Origin of the sequence: Micromonospora fluostatini, from assembly GCF_050410825.1 — a bacterium.
Lineage (GTDB): Bacteria > Actinomycetota > Actinomycetes > Mycobacteriales > Micromonosporaceae > Micromonospora > Micromonospora rosaria.
This window is the reverse complement of sequence record NZ_CP191251.1, coordinates 6,464,590-6,487,682: the sequence shown is the minus strand read 5'-3', so window position 1 is coordinate 6,487,682 and position 23,093 is coordinate 6,464,590. Positions and strand designations below refer to the sequence as shown.

Annotated in this window: 20 protein-coding genes, 1 pseudogene and 1 riboswitch; of the genes and pseudogenes, 10 read left to right on the top strand and 11 right to left on the bottom strand. The window is 73.4% G+C overall.

Annotated features, from left to right (window positions below; translation table 11 throughout):
- Positions 1 to 35 precede the first annotated feature (35 nt).
- Positions 36 to 1,868 carry a glycerol-3-phosphate dehydrogenase/oxidase gene (locus ACQUFX_RS28900; RefSeq protein WP_428963352.1) on the bottom strand — a complete coding sequence of 611 codons (1,833 nt, stop codon included), beginning with the start codon at positions 1,866 to 1,868 and terminating at the stop codon, positions 36 to 38.
- A gap of 305 nt (positions 1,869 to 2,173) precedes the next feature.
- Between ACQUFX_RS28900 and ACQUFX_RS28895 the strand changes: the two genes are divergently transcribed.
- Together ACQUFX_RS28895 and ACQUFX_RS28890 are read left to right on the top strand one after the other, a co-directional pair.
- Positions 2,174 to 4,642, top strand: a complete 2,469-nt coding sequence (locus tag ACQUFX_RS28895; protein WP_428967111.1) for a S8 family serine peptidase — start codon at positions 2,174 to 2,176, stop codon at positions 4,640 to 4,642.
- A gap of 167 nt (positions 4,643 to 4,809) precedes the next feature.
- Positions 4,810 to 5,055, top strand: a complete 246-nt coding sequence (locus ACQUFX_RS28890; protein WP_428963351.1) for a hypothetical protein — start codon at positions 4,810 to 4,812, stop codon at positions 5,053 to 5,055.
- Between the two features lie 152 nt (positions 5,056 to 5,207).
- Here the strand turns inward: ACQUFX_RS28890 and groL are convergent, their stop codons facing one another.
- The 3 genes from groL to ACQUFX_RS28875 form a co-directional block, all read right to left on the bottom strand.
- Positions 5,208 to 6,830 carry a chaperonin GroEL gene (gene groL, locus ACQUFX_RS28885; RefSeq protein WP_428963350.1) on the bottom strand — a complete coding sequence of 541 codons (1,623 nt, stop codon included), beginning with the start codon at positions 6,828 to 6,830 and terminating at the stop codon, positions 5,208 to 5,210.
- 270 nt (positions 6,831 to 7,100) lie between these two features.
- Positions 7,101 to 7,907 (bottom strand): hypothetical protein, encoded by an 807-nt coding sequence (locus tag ACQUFX_RS28880; protein WP_428963349.1) that lies wholly within the window; start codon positions 7,905 to 7,907, stop codon positions 7,101 to 7,103.
- A gap of 870 nt (positions 7,908 to 8,777) precedes the next feature.
- Positions 8,778 to 8,981 (bottom strand): cold-shock protein, encoded by a 204-nt coding sequence (locus ACQUFX_RS28875; RefSeq protein WP_007073263.1) that lies wholly within the window; start codon positions 8,979 to 8,981, stop codon positions 8,778 to 8,780.
- Positions 8,982 to 9,205: 224 nt separating this feature from the next.
- Here ACQUFX_RS28875 and ACQUFX_RS28870 point away from each other — a divergent pair, with 224 nt between their 5' ends.
- Positions 9,206 to 9,832: a GNAT family N-acetyltransferase gene (locus ACQUFX_RS28870; RefSeq protein ID WP_428963348.1), complete on the top strand. Its 627-nt coding sequence runs from the start codon at positions 9,206 to 9,208 to the stop codon at positions 9,830 to 9,832.
- A 97-nt stretch (positions 9,833 to 9,929) separates the two neighbouring features.
- Here the strand turns inward: ACQUFX_RS28870 and paaN are convergent, their stop codons facing one another.
- The 3 genes and pseudogenes from paaN to thrC form a co-directional block, all read right to left on the bottom strand.
- The gene (gene paaN, locus ACQUFX_RS28865; protein ID WP_428963347.1) at positions 9,930 to 11,603 is read right to left on the bottom strand and encodes a phenylacetic acid degradation protein PaaN; all 1,674 of its coding nucleotides are present in this window, start codon (positions 11,601 to 11,603) and stop codon (positions 9,930 to 9,932) included.
- Between the two features lie 52 nt (positions 11,604 to 11,655).
- Positions 11,656 to 12,681 (bottom strand): annotated as a pseudogene (locus tag ACQUFX_RS28860) (GNAT family N-acetyltransferase); the annotation flags it as partial.
- Positions 12,682 to 13,092: 411 nt separating this feature from the next.
- Positions 13,093 to 14,376: a threonine synthase gene (thrC, locus tag ACQUFX_RS28855; RefSeq protein ID WP_428963346.1), complete on the bottom strand. Its 1,284-nt coding sequence runs from the start codon at positions 14,374 to 14,376 to the stop codon at positions 13,093 to 13,095.
- A 12-nt stretch (positions 14,377 to 14,388) separates the two neighbouring features.
- A riboswitch (SAM riboswitch) is annotated at positions 14,389 to 14,522 on the bottom strand.
- Between the two features lie 227 nt (positions 14,523 to 14,749).
- Here thrC and ACQUFX_RS28850 point away from each other — a divergent pair.
- The 3 genes from ACQUFX_RS28850 (at position 14,750) to ACQUFX_RS28840 (ending at position 16,462) form a co-directional block, all read left to right on the top strand.
- A complete protein-coding gene (locus ACQUFX_RS28850; protein ID WP_428963345.1) occupies positions 14,750 to 15,013 on the top strand; it encodes a hypothetical protein in 264 nt (87 codons plus the stop codon).
- A 76-nt stretch (positions 15,014 to 15,089) separates the two neighbouring features.
- A complete protein-coding gene (locus ACQUFX_RS28845; RefSeq protein ID WP_428963344.1) occupies positions 15,090 to 15,725 on the top strand; it encodes a hypothetical protein in 636 nt (211 codons plus the stop codon).
- Between the two features lie 332 nt (positions 15,726 to 16,057).
- On the top strand, positions 16,058 to 16,462 hold the full coding sequence (locus ACQUFX_RS28840; RefSeq protein WP_428963343.1) for a hypothetical protein: 405 nt from the start codon (positions 16,058 to 16,060) through the stop codon (positions 16,460 to 16,462).
- An 8-nt stretch (positions 16,463 to 16,470) separates the two neighbouring features.
- Here the strand turns inward: ACQUFX_RS28840 and ACQUFX_RS28835 are convergent, their stop codons facing one another.
- Positions 16,471 to 16,707: a winged helix-turn-helix domain-containing protein gene (locus ACQUFX_RS28835; protein ID WP_428963342.1), complete on the bottom strand. Its 237-nt coding sequence runs from the start codon at positions 16,705 to 16,707 to the stop codon at positions 16,471 to 16,473.
- 273 nt (positions 16,708 to 16,980) lie between these two features.
- Here ACQUFX_RS28835 and ACQUFX_RS28830 point away from each other — a divergent pair, with 273 nt between their 5' ends.
- Genes ACQUFX_RS28830 through ACQUFX_RS28815 form a run of 4 tightly spaced genes read left to right on the top strand, consistent with a single transcriptional unit; the run spans position 16,981 to position 18,532 of the window.
- On the top strand, positions 16,981 to 17,526 hold the full coding sequence (locus ACQUFX_RS28830) for a hypothetical protein (RefSeq protein WP_428963341.1): 546 nt from the start codon (positions 16,981 to 16,983) through the stop codon (positions 17,524 to 17,526).
- Positions 17,504 to 17,797, top strand: coding sequence for a DivIVA domain-containing protein (locus ACQUFX_RS28825; RefSeq protein WP_428963340.1), 294 nt, complete (start codon positions 17,504 to 17,506; stop codon positions 17,795 to 17,797). Before ACQUFX_RS28830 ends, ACQUFX_RS28825 begins: the two co-directional genes overlap by 23 nt.
- Entirely contained in the window at positions 17,794 to 18,039 is a 246-nt protein-coding gene (locus tag ACQUFX_RS28820) for a hypothetical protein (protein WP_428963339.1), read from the top strand. Before ACQUFX_RS28825 ends, ACQUFX_RS28820 begins: the two co-directional genes overlap by 4 nt.
- A 40-nt stretch (positions 18,040 to 18,079) precedes the next feature.
- Positions 18,080 to 18,532 (top strand): Rv0361 family membrane protein, encoded by a 453-nt coding sequence (locus tag ACQUFX_RS28815; protein WP_428963338.1) that lies wholly within the window; start codon positions 18,080 to 18,082, stop codon positions 18,530 to 18,532.
- 107 nt (positions 18,533 to 18,639) lie between these two features.
- Here the strand turns inward: ACQUFX_RS28815 and ACQUFX_RS28810 are convergent, their stop codons facing one another.
- The 3 genes from ACQUFX_RS28810 to ACQUFX_RS28800 all read right to left on the bottom strand — a co-directional run bounded on the left by ACQUFX_RS28810 (position 18,640) and on the right by ACQUFX_RS28800 (position 23,054).
- A complete protein-coding gene (locus tag ACQUFX_RS28810; protein WP_428963337.1) occupies positions 18,640 to 19,089 on the bottom strand; it encodes a DoxX family protein in 450 nt (149 codons plus the stop codon).
- 177 nt (positions 19,090 to 19,266) lie between these two features.
- Positions 19,267 to 20,181, bottom strand: coding sequence for an ABC transporter permease (locus tag ACQUFX_RS28805; RefSeq protein WP_428963336.1), 915 nt, complete (start codon positions 20,179 to 20,181; stop codon positions 19,267 to 19,269).
- A complete protein-coding gene (locus tag ACQUFX_RS28800; RefSeq protein WP_428963335.1) occupies positions 20,181 to 23,054 on the bottom strand; it encodes an alpha/beta fold hydrolase in 2,874 nt (957 codons plus the stop codon). The genes ACQUFX_RS28805 and ACQUFX_RS28800 overlap by 1 nt, the downstream gene beginning before the upstream one ends.
- Positions 23,055 to 23,093: the final 39 nt, after the last annotated feature.

The window sequence follows — 23,093 nt, the reverse complement described above, 5'->3', positions numbered from 1 at the left end:
CCGCAACCGGCGGGCCGGGTGTCGCGCCGGACCGGTCAGCGGGACGGGGAGGGAACCCCGGCGTGGTCCCCGTCGCCGCCCCGGTCGGCGGCGAAGCCCCGCACGTCCGGCGCGCCGAGCCGGGCCGCGTCGGCGGTGGCGTCGTCCGGCATCGTCTGCGACTGCCGCTCCGCCTCCACCCGGGCCCGGTAGTGGGCCACCTCGCGGGCCCGGGTCGCCGCGTCCCAGCCCAGCACCGCGCCCATCAGTTCGGCGGCGTGCTCGGCCGACTCCAGGCCGCGGTGCGTGGTCTCGAAGGAGATCCGGGTACGCCGGGTCAGCACGTCCTCCAGGTGCAGCGCCCCCTCGGCGCGGGCGGCGTACGTCACCTCGGCGGCGAGGTACTCCGGGGCGCCGGCCAGCGGGGAGGCCAGCAGCGGATCGGCCTCGACCAGGGCGAGCAGTTCCAGGGTGAGGGTGCCGTACCGCTCCAGCAGGTGCTCCAGCACCCCGACCGGTACGCCGTGCCGGCGGGCCAGGTCGGCCCGGTCCCGCCACATCGCCGCGTACCCGTCCGCGCCGAGCAGCGGCAGGTCGGCGGTGCGCGACGGGCGTACCCCGCCGAGGCGGCGGGCGGCCCAGTCCACCACGTCGGCGGCCATCACCCGGTACGTCGTGTACTTGCCCCCGGCGACCAGCAGCAGCCCGAGCATCGGCTCGAAGACGGCGTGCTCCCGGGACAGCTTGGAGGTGGAGTCCGCCTCGCCGGCCAGCAACGGCCGCAGCCCGGCGTAGACGCCCTCGATGTCGTCCGTGGTCAGTGGCCGTTCCAGCACGGTGTTCACCTGGTCGAGCAGGTACGCGATGTCCCGGGCGGAGGCGGCCGGGTGGGAGCGGTCCAGCCGCCAGTCGGTGTCGGTGGTGCCGATGATCCAGTGCCCGCCCCACGGGATGACGAAGAGCACCGAGGTCGGCGTCCGCAGGATCAGCCCCGCCTCCCCGGTGATCGCCGAGCGGGGCACCACCAGGTGCACCCCCTTCGACGCCCGGACCCGGATGCCGGGGCGCAGCCCGACGTCGTTGAGCATCCGCGACATGTCGTCGCTCCACACGCCGGTGGCGGCGATGACGGTCCGGGCACGTACCTCGAACTCGGCCTCGGGTGAGCCGGCCGGCGCCTCCAGGTCGCGGACCCGGACCCCGGTCACCTCCCGGGCCTGCCGGATCAGCCCGACCGCGCGGGCGCTGGTGACCACGGTGGCGCCCATGCTGGCCGCCGTCCGGGCCAGGGTCACCACCAGCCGGGCGTCGTCGACCTGCCCGTCGTGGTACCGGATCGCGCCGGCCAGGACGTCGGCCCGGAGGCTGGGGAAGACCCGCCGCGCCCCCTCCCGGGTCAGGTGCCGGTGCAGCGGCATCCCCCGGCCCCCGCCGAAGATCCCGGCGAACGCGTCGTACGCGGCCACGCCGACGCCGTAGTAGGCCCGCCGCCCGGCGCGGGCGGGCAGGCTGCGCGGGCCCTGCCCGGCGGGGAGCGGGACCAGGATCGGCACCGGGCGGACCAGGTGCGGGGCGAGCCGGGTGGCGAGCAGCCCGCGCTCGGTCAGCGCCTCGTGCACCAGGTGGAACTCCAGTTGCTCCAGGTAGCGCAGGCCACCGTGGATCAGTTTGCTGGACCGGCTGGAGGTGCCGGCGGCGTGGTCCCGGGCCTCGACCAGGGCGACCTTGAGCCCCCGGGAGGCGGCGTCCAGCGCCGCGCCCGCCCCGGTGACGCCACCGCCGATGACCAGCACGTCGAAGCGCTCGGCCCGCAGCCGGCGCAGGTCTGCGGCGCGGCGCTGCGGGGAGAGTTGACCGGCGAGGGCGCGGGAGACATTGGGGTCACGCACCCGTCCACGGTAACGCCGTGGCCGGCCGGCGGCATGTGCCACCGGGCCCGTACTGTCGGGGCATGGCGGCCGGCTCTCCACCTCCCGCAGGCGACCCCGTACCGGGACCACCCGGGCTCACCGGGCCCGCCGAGCCCCCCGCCGGGCCACCCGGCCCGCCTCCCGGGACGTCCGGCCCGCCTCCCGGCGGGTCCGGTTTCCCCGGGCCGCCGCCCGGATTCGCCGGGCACCCCGGCTTCCCCGGCCAGCCCGGCTTCCCCGGGCCGCCCGGTTTCTCCGGGCCGCCCGGTTTCTCCGGGCCGCCCCTGTATCCCGGCCCCGGGCCGCAGCGGCCCGGCCCGTGGCCGGTGGTGGCCGCCGCGCTGGTCGGCGTCTGGATCGTCGGGTTCGTGGTGGTCAGTCAGGGCGCCGGGTGGCTCGTCGACCAGGTGCTGCTGGCCACCGGGCTGCACCGGGTGGCCGGGCTCTGGCCGGGCCTCGCCCTGGGCACCCTCGTCCTCCTCGGTACACCCACCCTGCTGATCGCTCTGCTGCCCCGCTCGGCGGCGGTCCGGACCACCGGGCGGACCTGGCTCGCCGGCCTCCTCGCCCTCGGCACGTTGCTCCTGCTCCGGGCCCTGCCACCGGTGCACCAAGAGGCGTACCTGGCCGCCCTGGCCGGCACCGCCGCGCTGCTCGCGCTCGTCGCGGGGCGACTGCTGCGCCGCGCCCGTCCGCCCATCGACCCGGCCGAGACCACCGGTACCGGACCCGACGCCGCTGCCGGCCCTGCCGGGGTGAGCGGGCCCGACGAGGTGGGCCGGCCCGAGGGGGTGGGCGGCGCGGGGTGGCGGCGTCCCCCGGCGGTCACCCTGCTCGCGGTGACGGCGGGGCTGCTCCTGCTCGCGCCGTGGGTCTGGGTGGGGGCACTCGGCGGGCTGCTGGAGACGGTGCTCGCCGGGCTGGCCGCCGCCGCTGTCGGCGCACTGGCCGGGGTGCTGCTCGACGCCACGTTCTGGGCCCGGTTCACCGTCGGCGCTCCGCCCCGGCCGGCCCGGCTGGTGCTGGTCGGCGGGCTGGTCGCCGGGGTGACGCTGCTCCTGGTCGCCGCCGGCACCGGGCAGGGCGGCAGCCAGCTACCGGCACTGTGGACGCTCCCTCCGGTCGGCTTCGTGCTGGCCGCGCTGCACGCGGCGGCGCTGCGCACCGGCCGGCCCGCCGGCCGGGCCCCGGTGCGCTGGCTGGTCGGGCTCGGCGCGCTCGGGCCGCTGGCCCTGACCGACCCGGAGGAGATCACCCTGCTCCTGGTCGGCACCCGCGACCTGCCGTTCTGGGTGGCGGTGGCGACCGCCGCCGGGCTCGCCGTCGCGGTGCTGCTCGCCATCGGGTACGGCGTCGGGCTCGGCCGGTCGCGCGGGCCGGCGCCCTCCCGGCGGGTGGCCGGGGTGACCGCGCTCGTCGTGCTGGCCGCCGTCACGCTGGTCGGCATCGGCGCGGGGCAACCCGGGCTGCACGGTGAACGGCTCTTCGTGGTGCTGCGCGAGCAGGCGGACCTGACCGGGATCCCGGCCGGCGCGCCCGGCCTCGCCGGGCGGGACGCCCGCGTCGCCGAGGTGCACCGGCGGCTGGTCGCCACCGCCGACCGGACCCAGGCCGGGCTGCGCCGGGACCTGACCCGGCTGCGGCTGGACCACACCCCGTACTACCTGGTCAACGCGATCGAGACGGACGGCGGGCCGGGGGTGCGCGCCTGGTTGTCCCGCCGGCCCGAGGTGGCGCGGGTACTGGTCAGCCAGCGGCTCCGGCCGTTGCCCGCCCCGCCGCCGGTCAGCCACGGCGACCAGCCCCCGCCCACCGGGCCGGCCTGGAACATCTCGCTGATCGGTGCCGACCGGGTCTGGTCCGAACTCGGCGTGACCGGCTCCGGCGTGGTGGTGGGTACCTCCGACTCCGGAGTGGACGGTGCCCATCCGGCGCTCGCGGGCGGGTTCCGGGGCGGCGCGGACTCCTGGTACGACCCGTGGGAGCAGTCCCGCACGCCCGGCGACCGGAGCGGGCACGGTACCCACACGCTCGGCAGCGCGGTCGGCGGAGGCGGCATCGGGGTGGCCCCGGGTGCCCAGTGGACCGGCTGCGTCAACCTCGACCGGAACCTGGGCAACCCGGCCCGGTACCTGGACTGCCTCCAGTTCATGCTGGCCCCGTTCCCGGTCGGGGGTGACCCGTTCACCGACGGCCGGCCGGCACGCGCCCCGCAGGTGCTGACCAACTCGTGGGGCTGCCCGCCCGTCGAGGGCTGCGATCCGGGGGCGCTCCGGCCGGCCACCGCGGCCCTGGAGGCGGCCGGCATCTTCGTGGTCGCCGCCGCCGGCAACACCGGCCCGTACTGCGACTCGATCCAGGACCCGCCGGCGACGTACCCGGACGTGCTGACCGTCGGGGCGGTGGACCGGCGACGTCAGGTGACGGACTTCTCCAGCCGGGGGTCGGTGCCACGCGGCGTGGCCAAGCCGGACCTGGTCGCGCCGGGGGCGGGGATCCTCTCCGCGATGCCCGGCGGCGGGTACGCCACCCTGGACGGTACCTCGATGGCCACCCCGCAGGTGGCCGGCGTGGTGGCGCTGATGTGGTCGGCGAACCCCGCCCTGGTCGGTGACCTCGACCGGACCCGGCGGATCCTGCGCGACACGGCCACCCCGGCTCGACCGACCTCCGACGCCTGCGGGGGCGACGCCGCCGTCAGCGGCGCCGGCCTGGTCGACGCGTACGCGGCGGTCCGGGCCGCCCAGGGCTGACCGTCGACGCCCAGGGTTCCCCGTCGACGCGCGGGGCTCACCGTCGACGCGCGGGACGCCAGCGGCAGCGCGGGCCGGACGGGCACGAATGGGACATAGATCCTCATAGCACCGTTCACCGGCGGTGACCATCGGCGCCCCCTACCGTTTCGGTAGAGGAGGCAGCGATGACCACGGACGACGAACAGACCGAGGATGTCCAGCCTGTCGCCTGGGTACCGGTCGGCGATCTCCCCGGCCCACTGCCGTTCGACCGGCTCGACCCCGGTGACGCCGAGCAACTGGTCGAGATGACCGGTACCGGGGACTCCCCGGCCGAGGAACCGCTGGAACTGGTGGACGAGCCGATCCGGATCCACCCGCCGTACGGCCGGCAGCAGAAGCGACGCAACCAACGGCCCCTGCCCACCTGAGCCGCCCCGGCGGACCCGAACACGGTGCCGGGGCGGGCCGCCACGGGCCGTGCGGATCGGAGCCGCCGGGCCGGCGCCGACCGTCGGACAGACAACCGAAAGGGCGGACCGCTGACGCGGCCCGCCCTTTCAGCGTTCGATGGGAACCGGACTCAGAAGTCCATCTCCCCGCCGCCCGGGGCGGCCGGGGCGGCCGGGGCCTTCTCCGGCTTGTCCGCCACGACGGCCTCGGTGGTGAGGAACAGCGCCGCGATCGACGAGGCGTTCTGCAGCGCCGAGCGGGTCACCTTGGCCGGGTCGATGATGCCCGCGGCCAGCAGGTCGACGTACTCGCCGGAGGCGGCGTTGAGGCCGTGACCGGCGTCCAGGTTACGGACGCGCTCGACGACCACACCGCCCTCCAGGCCGGCGTTGACGGCGATCTGCCGCAGCGGGGCGTCCAGCGCGATCTTGACGATCTGCGCGCCGGTCGCCTCGTCGCCGGCCAGGTCCAGCTTGTCGAAGGCGGTCTTGCCGGCCTGCACCAGCGCGACGCCACCACCCGGGACGATGCCCTCCTCGACGGCGGCCTTCGCGTTGCGGACGGCGTCCTCGATGCGGTGCTTGCGCTCCTTCAGCTCGACCTCGGTGGCCGCGCCGACCTTGATCACCGCAACGCCACCGGCCAGCTTGGCCAGCCGCTCCTGCAGCTTCTCCCGGTCGTAGTCGGAGTCGCTCTTGTCGATCTCGGCCCGGATCTGGTTCACCCGGCCCTGGATCTGCTCGGCGTCGCCGGCACCGTCGACGATGGTGGTCTCGTCCTTGGTCACCACGACCTTGCGGGCACGGCCCAGCATCTCCAGGCCGACAGCGTCCAGCTTGAGGCCGACCTCCTCGCTGATGACCTGGCCACCGGTGAGGATGGCGATGTCGGTCAGCATGGCCTTACGGCGGTCACCGAAGCCCGGCGCCTTGACGGCGACCGACTTGAAGGTGCCCCGGACCTTGTTGACCACCAGGGTGGCCAGGGCCTCGCCCTCCAGGTCCTCGGCGATGATCAGCAGCGGCTTGCCCGACTGCATGACCTTCTCCAGGATCGGGAGCAGGTCCTTGACCGAGGAGATCTTGCTGTTCGCGATCAGGATGTACGGGTCGTCGAAGACGGCCTCCATACGCTCCGGGTCGGTCATGAAGTAGGCCGAGATGTAGCCCTTGTCGAAGCGCATACCCTCGGTGAGCTCCAGCTCCAGCCCGAAGGTGTTGCTCTCCTCGACGGTGATGACGCCTTCCTTGCCGACCTTGTCCATCGCCTCGGCGATGATCTCGCCGACGCTGGTGTCACCGGCGGAGATGGAGGCGGTGGAGGCGATCTGCTCCTTGGTCTCGACGTCCTTGGCGAGCTTGGACAGCTCCTCCGAGACGTTCGCGACCGCGGCCTCGATGCCCCGCTTCAGGGCCATCGGGTTCGCGCCAGCGGCCACGTTCCGCAGGCCCTCGCGGACCAGGGCCTGGGCCAGGACGGTCGCCGTCGTCGTGCCGTCACCGGCGACGTCGTCGGTCTTCTTCGCGACCTCCTTGACCAGCTCGGCGCCGATCTTCTCGTAGGGGTCCTCGAGCTCGATCTCCTTGGCGATGCTCACACCATCGTTGGTGATGGTGGGGGCGCCCCACTTCTTCTCGAGCACGACGTTGCGGCCCTTGGGGCCGAGGGTCACCTTGACGGCGTCGGCGAGCTGGTTCATGCCCCGCTCGAGACCGCGGCGAGCCTCCTCGTCGAACGCGATAATCTTGGCCATACGGCGTTGTCCTCCTGGACACTCACGGGCCACCCGAGTGTGTGTCCCGGATGGGCCGTCTGGTGTACGCACCTTGGGACGTCGCCGCCGCGTGACAGCGACATCCGTCGGCCGGGCCGGATAGCCCGCGACGACCGGTCACGCCCGTCCACCGTCTCCAACGGCGCACGATCGTGACCCCACCGCCCCGACCATTGGCACTCGCGTACCGCGAGTGCCAATACCTTGTTTAGCACTCTCCCATGCCGAGTGCAAGCACGATGCCGTCGGTCAGCCCAGTTCCGCAGCCAGTCGGGCGCTGTCCACCGGGCCCTCGTGGATCCGCTGTTCCGCGTACGTCACGACGAGGCCGACCAGTTGGGCGAGGTAGCCGGGCAGGCTCAGCACCGACAGCACGGTCACCGCCAGCAGGGCACCCAGAGCGGTACCCGGCGCGGCCAGCGGCGCGTCACCGAAGGGCAGCAGCGCCACCGTCTCCAGCACGTCGGCCACCAGCCCGACCCCGATGATGATCACCACAACCAGCGCCAGCCGGCTGAGAAGCAGGCCCAGCCGGTCGTGGAACATCCGGAACGAGCGGCCGATCGGGTTGTGGCGCTCGAAGACGTACACCGGCCCGGCCATGCTCAGCGCGGCGGCGAGGTAGATCCCGGGCAGGATGCAGAAGCAGATCCCGATCATGACCAGCAGGCCGACCAGCAGGCTCCACCCCCAGACCCCGAGGGCCCGGCGCAGGCCGTACCGCATCGCCTCGGCGAGGCTCACCGGCTCGCCGGCCGCCTGCCGGGCGATCACCCAGCTACCACCCGCCCAGCCCACGCCCTGGACCAGCCCGACGAGCACGGTGACCGCGAAGATCGTGGTGACGAAGAGGAACAGCCCGGCGAAGAAGTCCTCCGGGAACGCGGTCGGGTCGCTGTCGATCGGCGGCTCCTCCAACCCGAAGTACGGGCCGAGCACCAGCGACAGCACCGTGACGAGCAGCGCCGGCAGGACCTGGGTGAGCACCATCAGGGGTACCAGCACCTGCCAGCCCCGGCGGAGCGCCCCGAGACAGCGCGCCCACCACGCGCCCACGCCCGCCCCCGGGCGGGTTGACCAACGGGTCCGCCGGGTTCCAACCCCCGCCCGCCCCCGGGTACGCCTGCCCCGGGTACCCCGGGTACCCCGGGTACGCCTGCCCCGGATACGGCTGACCGGGATAGGGCTGGCCGGGGTAGGGCTGGCCTGGGTAGGGCTGGCCGGGATACGGCTGGCCCGGGTAGGGCTGACCGGGATACGGCTGGCCTGGGTAGGCGGGTGGCTGCCCGCCCGGTCCCCAGCCCGGCTGAGCCGCACCGGCCGGGTCCGTCCCGGACTGACCGCCCCAGGAACCCCGGCCCGCCTGCTCGCCCCCGGCGCCCGCGCCGGGCTGCCCACCCCACGCGCCCGCGGCGGACTGGCCGCCCCAGGACCCGGCGGCGTAGGGGTTGCCCCAGGAGGCCGTACCCCCCGAACCGCTCTCGCCCCTCGGACCGCCCCCGGTCTCCGGACCGCTCGCCGCCCCCGGACCGCTCTCGGCACCCGGTGCGGCGGCAGCACCCCCGGCCCCCGGCGCGGTACCCGGTGCGGCCTCCGCCGCTCCTGGTGGAGCCGGTGCGCCCGGTGAGCCTGGCGTGGCCGGCCCCTCGGGCGGACCGTCGGATGGAGGCAGATCCGCCGAGCCTGAGCCGGGCTGGTCCGCAGCCGGCTGCTGCCGCTGTGGGTCCGGACCGGGCGCGGCCGGGTCACCGGAGTCGGGTGCGGGTGGGCCCGATGGTGGTCGGTCGGTCATGAGTCCTCCTCAGCGACAACGGCTGGAACGGCTCATGATCCTCCCCGGCGAGCGCCGGACACGCATCCCCCGCAGGGTGACGGATCCCCGTCCACCGCCGACGGAGGGCGTGCCGGCGACGCCGACGGCGGCACTCAGGCGACGACGCGTACCCGCTCGGCCTGCGGACCTTTCTGCCCTTGGGCGATCTCGAACTCCACCCGCTGGCCGTCGTCCAACGCCTTGTAACCGTCCATCTCGATGGCGGAGAAGTGAACGAAGACGTCCTGACCGCCGTCGACGGCGATGAAGCCGTAGCCCTTCTCGGCGTTGAACCACTTCACGGTGCCCTGTGCCACGGTGCACTTCCTCACTCTGCGCGGCGCTCAACAACCTCGGACGCCGGACACGGCCGAGCGTCCGGACCACCGTTTCCCGGGGCCGATAACGACCGTCGAAATAGGCGACCGAAATCGCACGGTACACGAGGCGTGACGATGGCGCACGACCACAAAACGGGCGCATTGGGTCGATCATCAACCCGAATCGCATCGGCCCACGTCGCTACGGTATGTATGCCGACATGAAGAGCCTCCCGGCCACTGACGGCCCGCGCCGGGCCACCGTCCGCCGGATCCGTCCACCCGACGCGGCCCGGATGCGGGCGTTGCGCCTGGAGATGCTCGCCGACTCACCGTTGGCCTTCCTGGAGACGCTGGCCGATGCGGCGGCCCGCCCCCACGACGAGTACGCGGCCCGGGTGGCGGCCTGCTCGACCGGCTGGGGTACCGCCCAGTTCATCGCCACCCCCGCCGACCCTCCGGCCGCGTCCACCCCGGTCACCCCCCAGGCCGAGCCCACCCCTCTCGGCCACCGGGGAGGGCCCGCCCTCGTTTGTCGCCCGGAGGGCGGACGGCTCGTCGGTCACGCCGGTGGCACGGTACTGCCGGGCGAGCCCGACGTGACGGTGGTCTTCGCCGTCTACGTCACGCCGGCCTGGCGCGGCACCGGTGTGCTCGCCGACCTGATCGGGGAGGTGGCGGCCTGGTCGCGCGAGTGCGGCCGACCGGAGCTGATGCTGGAGGTGGTGGTCGGCAACGACCGGGCGGTGCGGGCCTACCGGCGGCTGGGCTTCACCGACACCGGGGTACGGGTGCCCCACCCGACGATCCCGGCGCTGACCGAGATGCAGTTGCGCCGTACCGCCTGACCCGGTGCCCCTCGCCTCGCCCGCGCCCGCCCCCGCGGGTGTTAGGAAGGGCCCCTTCCTCTACCGAAAGCGTTAACAAGGGGCCCTTCCTTACACCTCAGGCGGGGCGGCGGCTCTGGACGATGCGGAAGCGGTTGGCGACGTACGCGCCGTCGGTGAGGGCGGCGTTGGCGGCCGGGTTGGCGCCGCTGCCGTGGAAGTCGGAGAAGGCCGCCGACTGGTTGACGAAGACGCCGCCGGTCAGGTTGGCGGACAGGTGCACCCCGACCTCGATCGCGGCGGCCTCGGCGGCGTCCAGCACGGCCTCGTCGGTGGCGTAGACGGCGGCGGTCAGCGCGCCCTTCTCCCCCACCGTGGACTTCAGGATCTCCAGGCTGTGCGCGGTGGAGTCGGTGGCGATCACGAACGAGATCGGCCCGAACCACTCCTGCGAGTACGTCCCGGTGGCGTCGGCGGGGAGTTTGACGATGGTCGGCGTCCGTACCACCGCGTCGGGGAAGGCCGGGTGCTCGACGGTACGGGACTCCAGCACCGTCTCGCCGACGCCGGTCACCTCGGCGAGGCGGGCCAGCACCCCGTCGTTGACGATCGCGCCGGTGAACTCGACCCCCCGGGCCGGGTCGGCGGTCAGCTTGCCGACGGCTGCGGCGATGCCGGCGGCCACTTCGTCGAAGCTCTTGTGCCCCTGGTCGGTGGCGATGCCGTCGGCCGGGATGAGGATGTTCTGCGAGGTGGTGCACATCTGCCCGCTGTACAGGCTCAGCGTGAAGCCGAGGTTGCGGCACATCCCGGCGAAGTCGTCGGTGGAGTCGACCACGACCGTGTTCAGCCCGGCCTTCTCGGTGTAGACGGCCGCCTGCCGGGCGTTCGCCTCCAGCCAGTCGCCGTACTCGGTGGAGCCGGTGAAGTCGACGATCTTCACGGCCGGGTGCAGGGCCAGCGTGGAGGCGAGCTTCTCGCCGGGGGCCTCCGGGGCGAGCAGGATCAGGTCGGGGTCGAAGCCGGCCTCGGCGAGGACCTCGCGGGCGTAGCGCACCGTGATGGCCAGCGGCAGCACCGCGCGGGGGTGCGGCTTGACGACCACCGGGTTGCCGGTGACCAGCGAGGCGAAGAGACCGGGGTACGAGTTCCAGGTCGGGAAGGTGTTGCAGCCGACCACCAGGGCCACCCCGCGCGGCACCACGTGGAACGTCTTGGTCATCCGCAGCGGCTCGCCCTTGCCGGCGGCCTTCTCCCAGCCGGCCGTCCCCGGGTGCCGGGTCATCTCGGCGTACCCGTAGGCCAGCGCCTCCAGCGCCCGGTCCAGGGCGTGCGCCCCGCCGGCCTGGAAGGCCATCACGAAGGCCTGGCCGGTGGTGAACTGCACCGCGTTGGCCAGCTCGAAGACGTGCTTGTGCAGCCGGTCGAGGATCTCCAGGCAGACCCCCACCCGGGCCTGCGGGCCGGCGTCGCGCCAGGCGGGCAGCGCGGCCGAGGCGGCGGCGACCAGGGCGTCGGCCCCGGCGTGCGGGTACCGCACCCCGAGCTTCAGGCCGAACGGGCTCGCCTCGGTGGCGACCCGGTCGCCGGTGCCGGGCTGGTCGAGCGGGAAGTCGCCGTCGAGGTACGCCTCGAAGGCCGCCTTCCCGTCGGCGGCGGCGGTCTCGCCGTACACCCGGGGGCTGGGCGACTCGGGGTACGCGGACCAGTAACCACGCTCGGTGATCGCGGTCAGCGCCCGGTTGAGGGTCTCGGCGTGCCGGTCGTACAGGGGGTGCGGGGTCTCCGTCATGCCCGCCATCATGCAACAGATGGTGGCGCTTTCAGTAGGGCCGTGTCACAACTCAGATGCTCTGCTGCCAGTCGGCCCAGGCGTCGACCGGGCGGAAGCCCAACCGCTCGTTGACCGCGATCATGTACTCGTTGGCCGCGGCGTTGAAGGTGTCGATGGCACGGACCCCGGGTTCGTGCGCGAGCGTGTACCGCAGGTTCTCGACCTTGAGGAGGAGCCCGAGCCGGCGGCCCCGGTGCTCCGGGTCCACGATGGTGATCTGTTGGAAGGCGTGCCAGGACGGGGAGGCGCCGACGTCCAGCGTCGTCCAGGCGACCACCCGGCCGCTGTCGACGTGCAGCGCGGCGTGGTGGTACCGCCGGCGGCCCCGGGCGTCCAGCGCCCGCTCGGTGCCCCGGATCCGCTCGGCGTCCACCACCTCCGGCTCCAGGACCAGGTCGCCGTGGGGCGCGTCCATCAGCAGCCGCCCGTCCAGGTACGCGATGTCCGCCAGGTACTCCTGAGGGGTGTGCTGCTGCCAGCGGACGACCCGGTACCCGGTCGCCCGGTCCCGGGCCTCGGCCAGGGCGGCGTCGAGCGCCCCCTGGTCGAGCCGGGTGACGTCGAGCCGGCGCCGCACCTCGGGCAGCGCCGCGACCGCCCCCATCGCGGTGGCGAAGGCGGTTCCGGCCTCCGGCCGGGGCGCCCCACCCGGCAACGTGCTCACGACCGAGGACAACGACCGCTTGCGGCCCCGCTCGCGCAGCACCCGCACGGCGTGCTCGTGCAGCGCCCGCCCGACGCCGCGCCGCCGGTACTCCGGATGGACCATCAGGTCCAGGCCGGCGTTGTCGGTGTTGTCGAGCTGGTACAGGTTGAGGGCGAGGTACCCGGCGGGCACGCCGTCGAGCCGGGCCAGCGCCCAGACCGGCAGTCGACCCGGCATCGGATGGCAGAGGTTCCCGGTGAACCGCATCCGGCACAGCGGCGGGAAGTCCGGGATGTCCGCCGCGACGGCGGCCACGGCGATCCGGTACGCCTCGTCGATCGTCGCCGGGTCGTCGGCCCGGATCGGGGTGATGGTGATGGCCATGCCCGCGAGCGTGCGCCCGGAACGAACTTCGGGCCAGCGATTTTCACCGCTGGCCCGAAGGGAGGTTGGTCGGGAGGGACGATCGCACAACGCCTCCGGCGTTGGGTCGTAAGAACTTAGAAAGTCTTCGGCGAAACGCCCTCCCGCACGGAGCATCTTGCGCCGTCTGATTCGGGACGTCAAGTCCTCGACGGCAGGTTTCTCATACAGAGGGCAAAACGCTGGTTACCCGCCGGATCGGCCATATCCTCCGATCGGGTGATTCGCCATCCCACGTCCGCCGGCCCGCGCCACCGACCCGGACATCCGAACCGGCACCGACCGGCCGGTCACCCTCCGTGTCGCGGCCGGTGGGCCGATCGCCCGCCGGGCGCCCTGGTGAGGTCGGGGCCGCCCGGCGCGGTTCCGGCTGAGGGCTCAGCCCAGCAGGCCGGCCTCCCGGGCGGCGCGCAGCGAGGGCTTGATCCGGTGGGTCGGGCCGACCTGCCCGGCGACCGCGTCGATGGTCTTCAGCCCCTCACCGGTGTTGAACACGACCGTCTCGGCGGCCGGGTCCAGCCGGCCGGACTCGACGAGCTTGCGCAGCACGGCGACGGTCACCCCACCCGCGGTCTCGGCGAAGACCCCGGTGGTGCGGGCCAGGAGCTGGATGCCGGCACGGATCTCGTCGTCGTCGACGTACTCCATCCAGCCGCCGGTGCGGCGGACCGCCTCCAGCGCGTACAGGCCGGCAGCCGGGTCGCCGATGTTGAGCGACTTGGCGATGCCGGTCGGCTTGACCGGGGTGATGGTGTCGGTGTCGGCGTGCAGGGCGGTGGCGATCGGGTTGCAGCCGGCCGACTGGGCGCCGAAGACCTTCCAGCCGCCTGCCGGCGCCTCGACCAGGCCGATCTCGACCAGCTCGGTGAACGCCTTGTCGACCTTGGTGAGCAGCTCGCCGCTGGCCATCGGGATGACCACCTGGGCCGGGATCCGCCAGCCGAGCTGCTCGGCCACCTCGTACCCGAGGGTCTTGGAGCCCTCGGCGTAGTACGGCCGCACGTTCACGTTGACGAACGCGGTGTCCTCGAACTCGTCGGTCTCCACCAGCTCGCCGCAGAGCCGGTTCACGTCGTCGTACGAGCCGTCGATGGCGACCAGCTCGCCGCCGTACACGGCGGTGGTCACGACCTTGCCCGGCTCCAGGTCGCTGGGGATGAAGACGACCGACGGCGCCCCGGCGCGGGCGGCGTGGGCGGCCACCGAGTTCGCCAGGTTGCCGGTGGAGGCGCAGGCGAACCGGGTGTAGCCGAGCGAGCGGGCGGCGGTCAGCGCCACCGAGACCACCCGGTCCTTGAACGAGTGGGTGGGGTTCGCGCTGTCGTCCTTGATCCAGAGCGGCGCGGTGATGCCCAGCTCGGCGGCGAGGTTCCCGGCGGCGACCAGCGGGGTGAAGCCCGGGTCCAGGGTGACCCGGGTGGCCGGGTCCTGCCCGGCGGGCAGCAGGGCGGCGTACCGCCAGATGTTGCGCGGCCCGGCCTCGATCTGCTCCCGGGTGACGGTGGCCAGCGCGGCGAGGTCGTAGTCGACCTCCAGCGGGCCGAAACACTCGTAACAGGCGTGCTGGCCGGCGAGCGGGTAGCGGGCCTGACAGGCCCGACAGACCAGGGCACGGGCGGGGCTGGTGGCGGTGTCGATACCGGCGGGGAGGGTCGACGTCATGTCGAGGAGTTCCTCTCATCTTTCCCCACATCGCACCCTGCGGCGGGGACGGAATTGGCACCTGCCCGCAGATCGCTCGTCGTCGAGCGTGCGGGTGGTTGCCGGGGCGTCGTCGGGCCGTATCCCTCAGCCCCTCTGGATGAGGTATGCAGTTGTGCCGCCGAGTCTACGGCGCGTCGCCGCGACCGGCACCCGGACTTCCCAGGGTGTGAGCCACGCCGCGTGGAGCGACCTGACCACAACAACACCGGCAGTGTCAATCTGGCGACTCAAAGTGAGACAACGATCCACTCCTTTCGATAGTGTTCGGCTCGGCACAGCGACGATCACCGCCTCCCCCACCTGAAACAGCCGCCGACCGGGAAGGGCTGGCATGGCGAGCATCGAACAGGTCAAGGCCGCGCTGATCCAGGCCACCGAGCAGGGTGACGTGGTGGTCAGCCAGATCCGGGCCAGCCTCGACCAGACCGAGCAGGCCCTGGTGCGCCTCCGCGCCGTCGCCGCCGGCAGCGGGCACCCGGCGATCACCGAGGCGATCGCCCGCGCCGAGCAGAGCAAGCAGCGCCTCGTCGAGGCGATGACCCTCATCCAGGGCAGCTCCGAGGCCACCCGCAACTACATGAGCGTGCTCGGGTGACCGCAGCGCCCACCCCTGGTCACTCGTTGACCCACCGAGCCGGACGGTCGACCACCACGGCAGGGAGGGAGGCAGCGTGCCCCGCGTGATCGTCCCCGTGGGTTTCAGCCTCGGGCCACAGCACCGGTACGTCCACCCGCCCGACCCGGTGCCGGAGACCTGGGAGGTCCACCTCGGCGGCGACGTGGTGGACCTCACCGAGGCCGAGCTCGGCGCGTACGGCTTCGCCTACGTGGACGTGCGGGGCCACGCCAAGCTCCAGGTGAACCGGCGGGAGCTGGTCCGGAGCCTGACCGCCGCCCCGAACTCGCCACCGGACGCCGAGGCGCTGGTCACCGCCCTGATCCGGCGGGGCCTGCTGCTGGAGTTCGACCCGGACGGGCCGTTGGAGCAGGTGTTCCGGCGGTACCGCCTCTTCCCCACCGCCGAGGGGCTGGGCACCACGCCGGAGGAGCCGGAGTACCACCGGATGGGGCACCACGGGCAGCCCCGGGTGGCGGTGCACAACACGGCGTACGTCATGTGGGCCTTCTCCTTCCTGCACCCGAACCTCTGGGCGGCCTGCGAGTACCTGGCGGCCGAGGACGAGGAGGAGGACCAGGCCGACGCCGACCGGGGCAGCGCGCAGGAGATCGCGCAGGAGGTGGCGGCGAACCTGCCGATGATGATCGCCACCCAGTGCGCCTTCCTCGATCCCGTCGTCGAGTTGTGAACCATCGCCACCGGCGAAATCGACGGCAGGCCCAAGAGAACTCCTTTCTCCACACGTGGCGGTTCGAGGGCCCCAAGGAGTTCCTGGGCAAGCTCGTCGAATTGGCCGGGACAACGGCCGGCGTCTATGCCGCAGCGGCGGTGAACAAGCACGGCGTACCGCTCGACCCGGCCAAGGTGACGTTCGCGGGCGTCGCATTCGGCTTCACTCTGGGCGCGGTGGCCAAGTCGGCTCTCGCGACCGCGTTCGACACCATTCGGGCCCGGACCACAACCCCGGGCGATTCGTCATCGGCGGCGGCGGCGGAGGTCCCCGCTCCCCGTTCACCGGGCGTGACCGGGCCCCGGACCGTGGGCCGGGCGGAGACCCTGGGCCAGCCACCGGTCCGGCTCGCGACGGACGTACCCCGACCACGCTCCGCCGGGCGACGGCGGTCGAGCCGGCGGACGTACGCCGGCCGTCACCGCGCCGACGGGGGCGTCACCATCGCCGGCCTGACGGCGGACCTGGAGTCGGTCATCGAGCTGATCGAGCGCAACCACCACCACCTCGTGGGGATCATCGACCGGCTGGCCCGCGACCACGCGACCCTCATGACGACGCTGGCCGGCGGCAATCCGACGTTGCTGCGCGTGGTGGACGGCCGGGTGACCGGAGCCCGTCGGGCGATCGAGGAGGCCTGCACCCTGCTCCGGGGCTCCCGGGACCAGCTACGCGGCTACCTCCGCACCATCTGAGGAACGGGTCAGGACTGTCCGCCGCCACTGTCGCCCCGGACGTAGACGCCCCGGCCCTGGTGACCCTCCACCAGCCCCTCGGCTCGCAGGACCAGCATGGCCGACCGGATGACCTGGGTCGACACCCCGTACTGCTTGCACAGCTCGGAGATGGACGGCAGCTTGTCGCCGGGCTTCAGCTCACCGGACCTGATCTGGTCGCGGACGTCGTTGGCGATGCGCTCGTAGAACGGCGTGACTGACATGGTGGTGCTCCCTCGTCGGCACCACCATCTGACCACCCCCACCTTGAGACATCAAGTTCTTGGGATACCAAGGGTTGCACTAGTGACACTAGGCATCATATGTTGAGCGAGAGGCGGCCCTCGTCGGCAAAACAGGGTGACCTCGCCCCGGGTGCCCCCACCCGGAACGTGTCGGGGCGGTGTGCCGGTGTTCAGTCGACCAGCCTGAGCACCGGCTGACACCGCCCCGACACCGGCCACAGCAGCGTCGCGACGAGCCACAAGGAGGGGAACATGACCCCAGAGACATCGACGGAGAACACACCGACAGCGGGTACGGCGTTGACAGCGGTCGAGCAGGTGGCCGGGGAACTGCGGGAGGCGGTCCTGACGGTGGCGGCGACCGGGGCGCTGCTGGAGCGGACCGGCCACGGGTGCGCCCACCCGGCGATCCGGCAGGCCACGCGCTGCGCCGAGGACGCCCTCGACCTGGCCGGCGAGGCCGAACGGATGCTCTCCGACGGGGTGCACCGACTGCGCGCCCACGCCGGCTACGAGCCGCCGGCCGGGATCGGCGCGCTGGTCGACGTGCTCGACAGCACCAGCAAGCAGTTCGACGCGGCGGCCGGTCGGGTCCGGACGTTCCCGGCCCGGATCGTCGCCGCCGGTCAGCAGCTCGCCGAGGCCGGGCATCCCGAGGAGGTCACCGCCGGGGTGGTCGAGAAGTGGGAGCAGGCGGCGGGCGAGCTGAGCCTGATGACCGCCAGCCTGTCGGCGGCGGCGGGCACGCTGGCCACGTACACCAGGGGTGTGTCCGGTGCCGGCACCGCGACCGCCTGAGCGGATTGCGCGCGGCGACCTGCACGCCGGCCGGGTCCGCGCGGCGCGCTTCGGCCGGCGGTGGCGCGGCCTCGACCCCGACGAGGTGTACGCGTACCTCGATCTGCTCGCCGACGAGATCGAACGACTGACCCGCGAGGTCGTCACCGCCCGCACCGAGACCAACCGGATCACCCGGGCGCTGCGCGCGTCGGCCACCGCGCACGGCCTCGGGTGCTGGCGCGGACCGGAGCCGCGACGGCGCGGGGACAACCGACGGCGGTACCGGTGAGCACGGCGCGGTGGGTGCTGCACCTGCCCACGACGGCCACCTCGGCCGAGGGTGTCCACCGGCTGGCCCAGGCGTTGCGCGACTCGCTGCGACACGTCTCGGCGCTCGACTTCGGCGAGCTGACGATCTCCACGGAGGACGACCAGTCGACCCGGCGGCGGGTCTGGTGTGACGCTCCGCTCGGCGGCGACCGACGATGTGCGCTCCGGACGAACCACCCCGGCCGATGTCCGGACCGATGAACCCGGCATCGGGCTGGCCTGGGGTTTCTATGCTGCCGGCGTGACCTACCCCCCGAATTACGGGATGCCCGGCCCGCCGCCGAAGCCCCGTGGACTCAACAAGACGACCCGAACCCTGATCATCGTGGCCGCCGTGGTGACGCTGCTCTGCTGCGGCGGGGTGGCCGGCGGCGGCTTCTGGATCTTCCGTACCGTCCAGACCAGCACCGCGCCGGCCCGGGACGTGGTCTCGGGGTACCTGGAGGACACCCGGTCGGGTGACTACCCCGCCGCCTACGAGCGGCTCTGCGAGCGGCTGCGCGGCGAGATGACCGAGGAGCAGTTCACCCGGCAGCGGTCGGCCGAGCCGCTGGGCGAGTACCGGATCACCAACACCTCGGTACGCACCGTGAACGGCACCTCCACCGGTGAGGTGACGGTCAGCACCGGAGGCGACAACCGGGTCTTCCAGGTGGTGAAGGAGAACGGCGCCTGGAAGGTGTGCAGCCAGTGAGCTGAGGCGGCAGCAGAGGCGTGTACCGACATCACGACCGCGCTGCCGGGCGGGTAGGGGACCGGGCCGGCTCCGCGGCGTCGGAGCCGGCCGGCGGCAGCCGGAACTCAGGCAGCCACCGGTCGCCGTTCCTCCACGCCGTCGACCCGGGCCCCGGCGCGGCGCGGCCACAACAGGGTGTCCAGCGCCCACCGGCCCGGCCCGAGGACGGCGATCAGGACGAACGACCAGCAGAAGAGGGCGGCCAGCTCGCCGCCGTTGCGCAGCGGCAGCAGCGCCTCGGGCTGGTGCACCACGAAGTACGCGTACGCCATCGAGCCGGACGCGAGCAGCGCGGCGGGGCGGGTGAAGAGACCGACGAGCACCAGCACCCCGCAGGCGAACTGGATCAACGCCGCCCACCAGCCTGGCCACTCGCCGATCGGCACCGAGGTGCCGGCGCCCCGGTTGCCGCCGAAGACGCCGAACAGCGACGCGGTGCCGTGGAAGAGGAAGAGCAGGCCGACGACCATGCGGAACAGGGACAGCGCCGGTTGGCCGAACCGGTCGAGGTTCATCTGACACCTCCATGACAGGGATTTGACCTGGAGTTGACAGAATGCCTCACTGATTTAACACCGTCGATTCAATCCCTCTTCGTGGGAACGCTCCCACGGCAGGCTGGGACGGGCCTGCGTGGTTAAGAAGGGGCCCCTGCTCTACCGGATGGGTTAACAGGGGGCCCTTCCTTGCACCTAGCTGGTGATGTCCTTGCGGGTGAAGCGCCAGAAGGCGAGACCCCAGAAGAGGGTGGCGTAGCTGATCGCCGAGATGGCGCCCCGGACCAGGTCGTCGGTCTGCACCGGAGTGGAGAGCAGCCCCAGCCAGGCGGTGCTGTAGTGGGTCGGCAGGAAGTCGCGTACCACGCCGAGCGCGGTGATCTGGTCCAGGATGCTGGACAGGATCCAGAGCAGCACCGCGCCGCCGACCGCGCCGAGCGCGGCGTCGGTGACCACGGAGAGCAGGAACGCCAGCCCGGCCACCGCCAGCAGGACGATCGCCAGGTACCCGAGCACGCCGAGCAGCCGCAGCACCCCCTCGCCCGGCTCGATCTGGGCGGCGACCGTGCTGCGCAGCGGCGACCAGCCGTAGCGCAGGGTGCCGGCGAGCAGCGCGGTGCCGGCGAGCAACAGCAGGGCCAGCGCCGAGTAGCTGAGCGCCACCAGCAGCTTGACCGCCAGCAGCCGGGCCCGGGGCACCGGGACCGCCAGCAGGTAGCGCAGGCTCCCCCAGCTCGCCTCGCTGGCCACGGTGTCCCCGCAGAACAGCGCCACCACCACGACCAGCAGGAACGACGCCGACACGAAGATCGAGAAGAGGGTGAAGTTCAGCCCGCCGGTGGTGGCCAGGTCGATCAGGCTGCCGAACTCACCCCCGCCGTTCTCCTCCTCGTTGTTCGTCTCGAACTGGAACGCGATCAGGATGATCAACGGCAGCAGGACCATGAACCCCAGCGCGAGCTGGGTCCGCCGCCGCGACGCCTGCCGGCGGAACTCCGCCCAGAACGGCAGGGTGGCCGACGGCCGGTAGCCCGCCGCCGCCCCGACCGGCGACCCGGCCGTACCCGCTGCGGCGGGGCGCGTACCGGCGCTCGACGACGACTCACCCATCACCGGTCTCCGCTTCCCCGAGAGTTCTCGCCGACCAGGGCGAGGAACGCGTCCTCCAGGCGGCGCCTCGGCACCACCCGGTCCACCCCGACCCCGGCCCGGACCAGTTCGGCCACCACCTCGCTGCGGGCGGTGCCGTTGGTGTCCACCACCAGGCCGCCCTCACCGTCGGGCAGCACCCGGACCCCCTCCAGGCGGTCCAGCACCTCCCGGGCGGCGTCCGGGTCGCTCACCTCGAACAGCACGCTCGGCGACTCGCCGACGATCTCCTCGACCGGCCCGGAGGCGACGATCCGTCCCTTGTTGACCACCACCGCGTGGGTGCAGGTCTGCTCCACCTCGGCGAGCAGGTGGCTGGAGACCAGCACCGCCCGCCCGTCGGTGGCGTACCGCTGGAGCACCCGGCGCATCTCGGCGATCTGCGGCGGGTCCAGCCCGTCGGTCGGTTCGTCGAGCACCAGCAGCTCCGGCAGCCCCAGCATGGCCTGGGCGATGGCGAGCCGCTGCCGCATCCCGTGGCTGTACTTGCGGGTCCTGCGGTGCACCGAGTCGCCCAGTCCGGCGATCTCCAGCGCCTGGTCGAAGTGCGCGTCCTCCCACGGCCGCCCGGTCGCCCGCCAGTACGCCCTGAGGTTGTCCAGCCCGGACAGGTGCGGCAGGAAGCCGGGTCCCTCCACGAGGGAACCGATCCGGGACAGCACCGGGGAACCGGGCACCAGCCGGTGCCCGAAGACGTAGATCTCCCCGGCGGTGGGTTGGGTCAGCCCCATCAGCACCCGCAACGTGGTGGTCTTGCCCGCCCCGTTCGGCCCGAGCAGGCCGACCACCTGCCCGGGGTGCACCTCGAAGTCGACGTTCGACACGGCGACGAAGCCGTCGGCGTACTCCTTGCGCAGGTTGCGTACGGCCAGCGGGGTGCCGGCGTACCCGGGATGGATCGAGCTGTCCTGGCGACGGTGCCGGCGGCGGACCACGGCGACGACCACGACGAGCCCGACCACGATCGCGGCGAGCAGCCCGACCAGGACCCAGCGCCACAGGGCGGCCTCGGTCGGGATCGGGTCCGCGGTGACCGTGGGCAGGCTCACCGGCGCGTCGCCGGCCGCCACGGTGTACACGGTCGGCGCGATCGGCGTGGTGTACGCCTGGTCGGAGGTGGCGACCACCAGCCGGAGCCGGTGCCCGGCCTCCACCCGGTGCACGATCGCCGGCAGGGTGACGGTGACCGGCTGGGCCGCGTCGACCGTCGCCGGCAGGCCGGTCAGCCGGACCGGGGCGACCAGCCCGCTGGGCAGGGTGGCCCCGCCCTCCGGGTCGACGTCGTAGAGCTTGACGAAGACGACCGCCTCGCCGGTGGCCGACGCGGCCCGGATCCGCACCGTCGGCGACCCGACCACGTCGACGGCCTCGGTCAGCGGCTCGGACTCGAACCGGGCGTGCTGCCCGGGGATGTCCCCGGCCACCCCGCCGAGCAGGGAACTCAGCGAGCCGGCGAAGGGCAGTGCGGAGATCGCGGCCGGGTTGCCGCCGGGCGGGTTGGCGACCGGCTGGGGCGGCCCGGCCAGCGCGACCTCGCGCCGGGCGTCCCCGGCCAGGCCGGGGTAGTCGGTGCGGCGGTACCCGGTCGCCACCAGGCCCCGGTCCATCGCGTCGAAGCCGGCGATCCGGGAGAAGGTGAAGTCGTCGCCCGGCGCGGCCCCCTCGCCCGCGACGTAGTGGTCGAGCCACTGCGCGGTCAGGAACTTCACCCGGTCGGAGTCGGAGCGCGGCCCCGATCCGCCGTCGTGCCCGCCGGTGAACCAGGCGACCCGGACCGGGGTGCCGTTCGCGGCGATCCCCCGGGCGTTGGCGTCCGCCTCGGCGAGCGGGAAGAGGGTGTCCGCCGCGCCCTGCACCAGCAGGGTGGGCGCCGCGATCCGGTCCAGCACCCCGGCCGGGCTGGACCGGCGCAGCAGGTCGACGGCGGCCTGGTCGGCCCGGCCGGTGGCGGCGATCCGCAGGTACGCGGCGCAGACGTCGGCGGCGAACCGGCCGCAGGACGGGTCACCGATGGCCCCGGTGGTCGGCGCGCCCGGTGCGGTGCCCGGCCCCTGGCCGGGCGCGGGGCTGGGCGGGCCGGCCGAGGCCGGCGCCCCCTCGGGCTGCTCGGCGGCGGTGTTGCCGGAGAGCCCGGCCGGGCCGGAGCCGGTGTTCCCGCCGCCGCCGAAGAAGATGCCGGCCCAGCCGGACTTGAAGACGCCCCGGGTGGCCTCCCCGCCGGTGCTCTCGGGCAGGAAGGAGCGGGCCAGGTCGTTCCAGGTGATCATGGGGACGATCGCGTCGACCCGCTGGTCCTGGGCGGCGAGCAGGAGAGCCAGGCCGCCGCCGTACGAGCCGCCGACCACGCCGACCCGGGGATCGCCCTCGGCGTCGGTCCGGATCTCCGGCCGGGCGGCCAGCCAGTCCAGCAGCCGCTGGCCGTCGCGGACCTCGTAGTCGGGGTCGTCCAGGTGGATCTGGCCGCCGCTGCGGCCGAAGCCCCGGGCGGTCCAGGCCAGCACGGCGTACCCGCGCCCGGCCAGGTCCTCGGCGTCGGCCCGGACCGACTCCTTGGTGCCGCCGAAGCCGTGCGCGAGCAGCACGGCGGGGACCTTCCGGTCGGCCGAGGCGCCGTCCGGCAGGTAGAACGTGGTGTCCAGGTCGACCGGCTCGTCGCCGTTCGGCCCGGAGCGCACGGTGAGCATCGCGGACTCGGTGCGGAAGCCCGGCCGGTCGGGCCAGACCGCCCAGACCACCAGCCCCGCCAGCAGGACGACGGCCACCGACGCGGCGACGGCCCGGCGGCCGGTGGGCAGGGCACGGCGGATCCGCGCAGCCGGAAGCGGCGATCTCATTCGGCACACGGTACGGCCCGGATCCTGAGCATTGGCTGA

What these genes read in the sequence shown, in the direction of transcription:
- ACQUFX_RS28890 (WP_428963351.1), top strand. Translation starts at nt 4,810, where the DNA reads ATGACCACGGACGACGAACAGACCGAGGATGTCCAGCCTGTCGCCTGG.
- ACQUFX_RS28805 (WP_428963336.1), bottom strand. Translation starts at nt 20,181, where the DNA reads ATGGGTGAGTCGTCGTCGAGCGCCGGTACGCGCCCCGCCGCAGCGGGT.
- ACQUFX_RS28830 (WP_428963341.1), top strand. Translation starts at nt 16,981, where the DNA reads ATGACCCCAGAGACATCGACGGAGAACACACCGACAGCGGGTACGGCG.
- ACQUFX_RS28850 (WP_428963345.1), top strand. Translation starts at nt 14,750, where the DNA reads ATGGCGAGCATCGAACAGGTCAAGGCCGCGCTGATCCAGGCCACCGAG.
- groL (WP_428963350.1), bottom strand. Translation starts at nt 6,830, where the DNA reads ATGGCCAAGATTATCGCGTTCGACGAGGAGGCTCGCCGCGGTCTCGAG.
- thrC (WP_428963346.1), bottom strand. Translation starts at nt 14,376, where the DNA reads ATGACGTCGACCCTCCCCGCCGGTATCGACACCGCCACCAGCCCCGCC.
- ACQUFX_RS28810 (WP_428963337.1), bottom strand. Translation starts at nt 19,089, where the DNA reads ATGAACCTCGACCGGTTCGGCCAACCGGCGCTGTCCCTGTTCCGCATG.
- ACQUFX_RS28870 (WP_428963348.1), top strand. Translation starts at nt 9,206, where the DNA reads ATGAAGAGCCTCCCGGCCACTGACGGCCCGCGCCGGGCCACCGTCCGC.
- ACQUFX_RS28835 (WP_428963342.1), bottom strand. Translation starts at nt 16,707, where the DNA reads ATGTCAGTCACGCCGTTCTACGAGCGCATCGCCAACGACGTCCGCGAC.
- ACQUFX_RS28800 (WP_428963335.1), bottom strand. Translation starts at nt 23,054, where the DNA reads ATGAGATCGCCGCTTCCGGCTGCGCGGATCCGCCGTGCCCTGCCCACC.
- paaN (WP_428963347.1), bottom strand. Translation starts at nt 11,603, where the DNA reads ATGACGGAGACCCCGCACCCCCTGTACGACCGGCACGCCGAGACCCTC.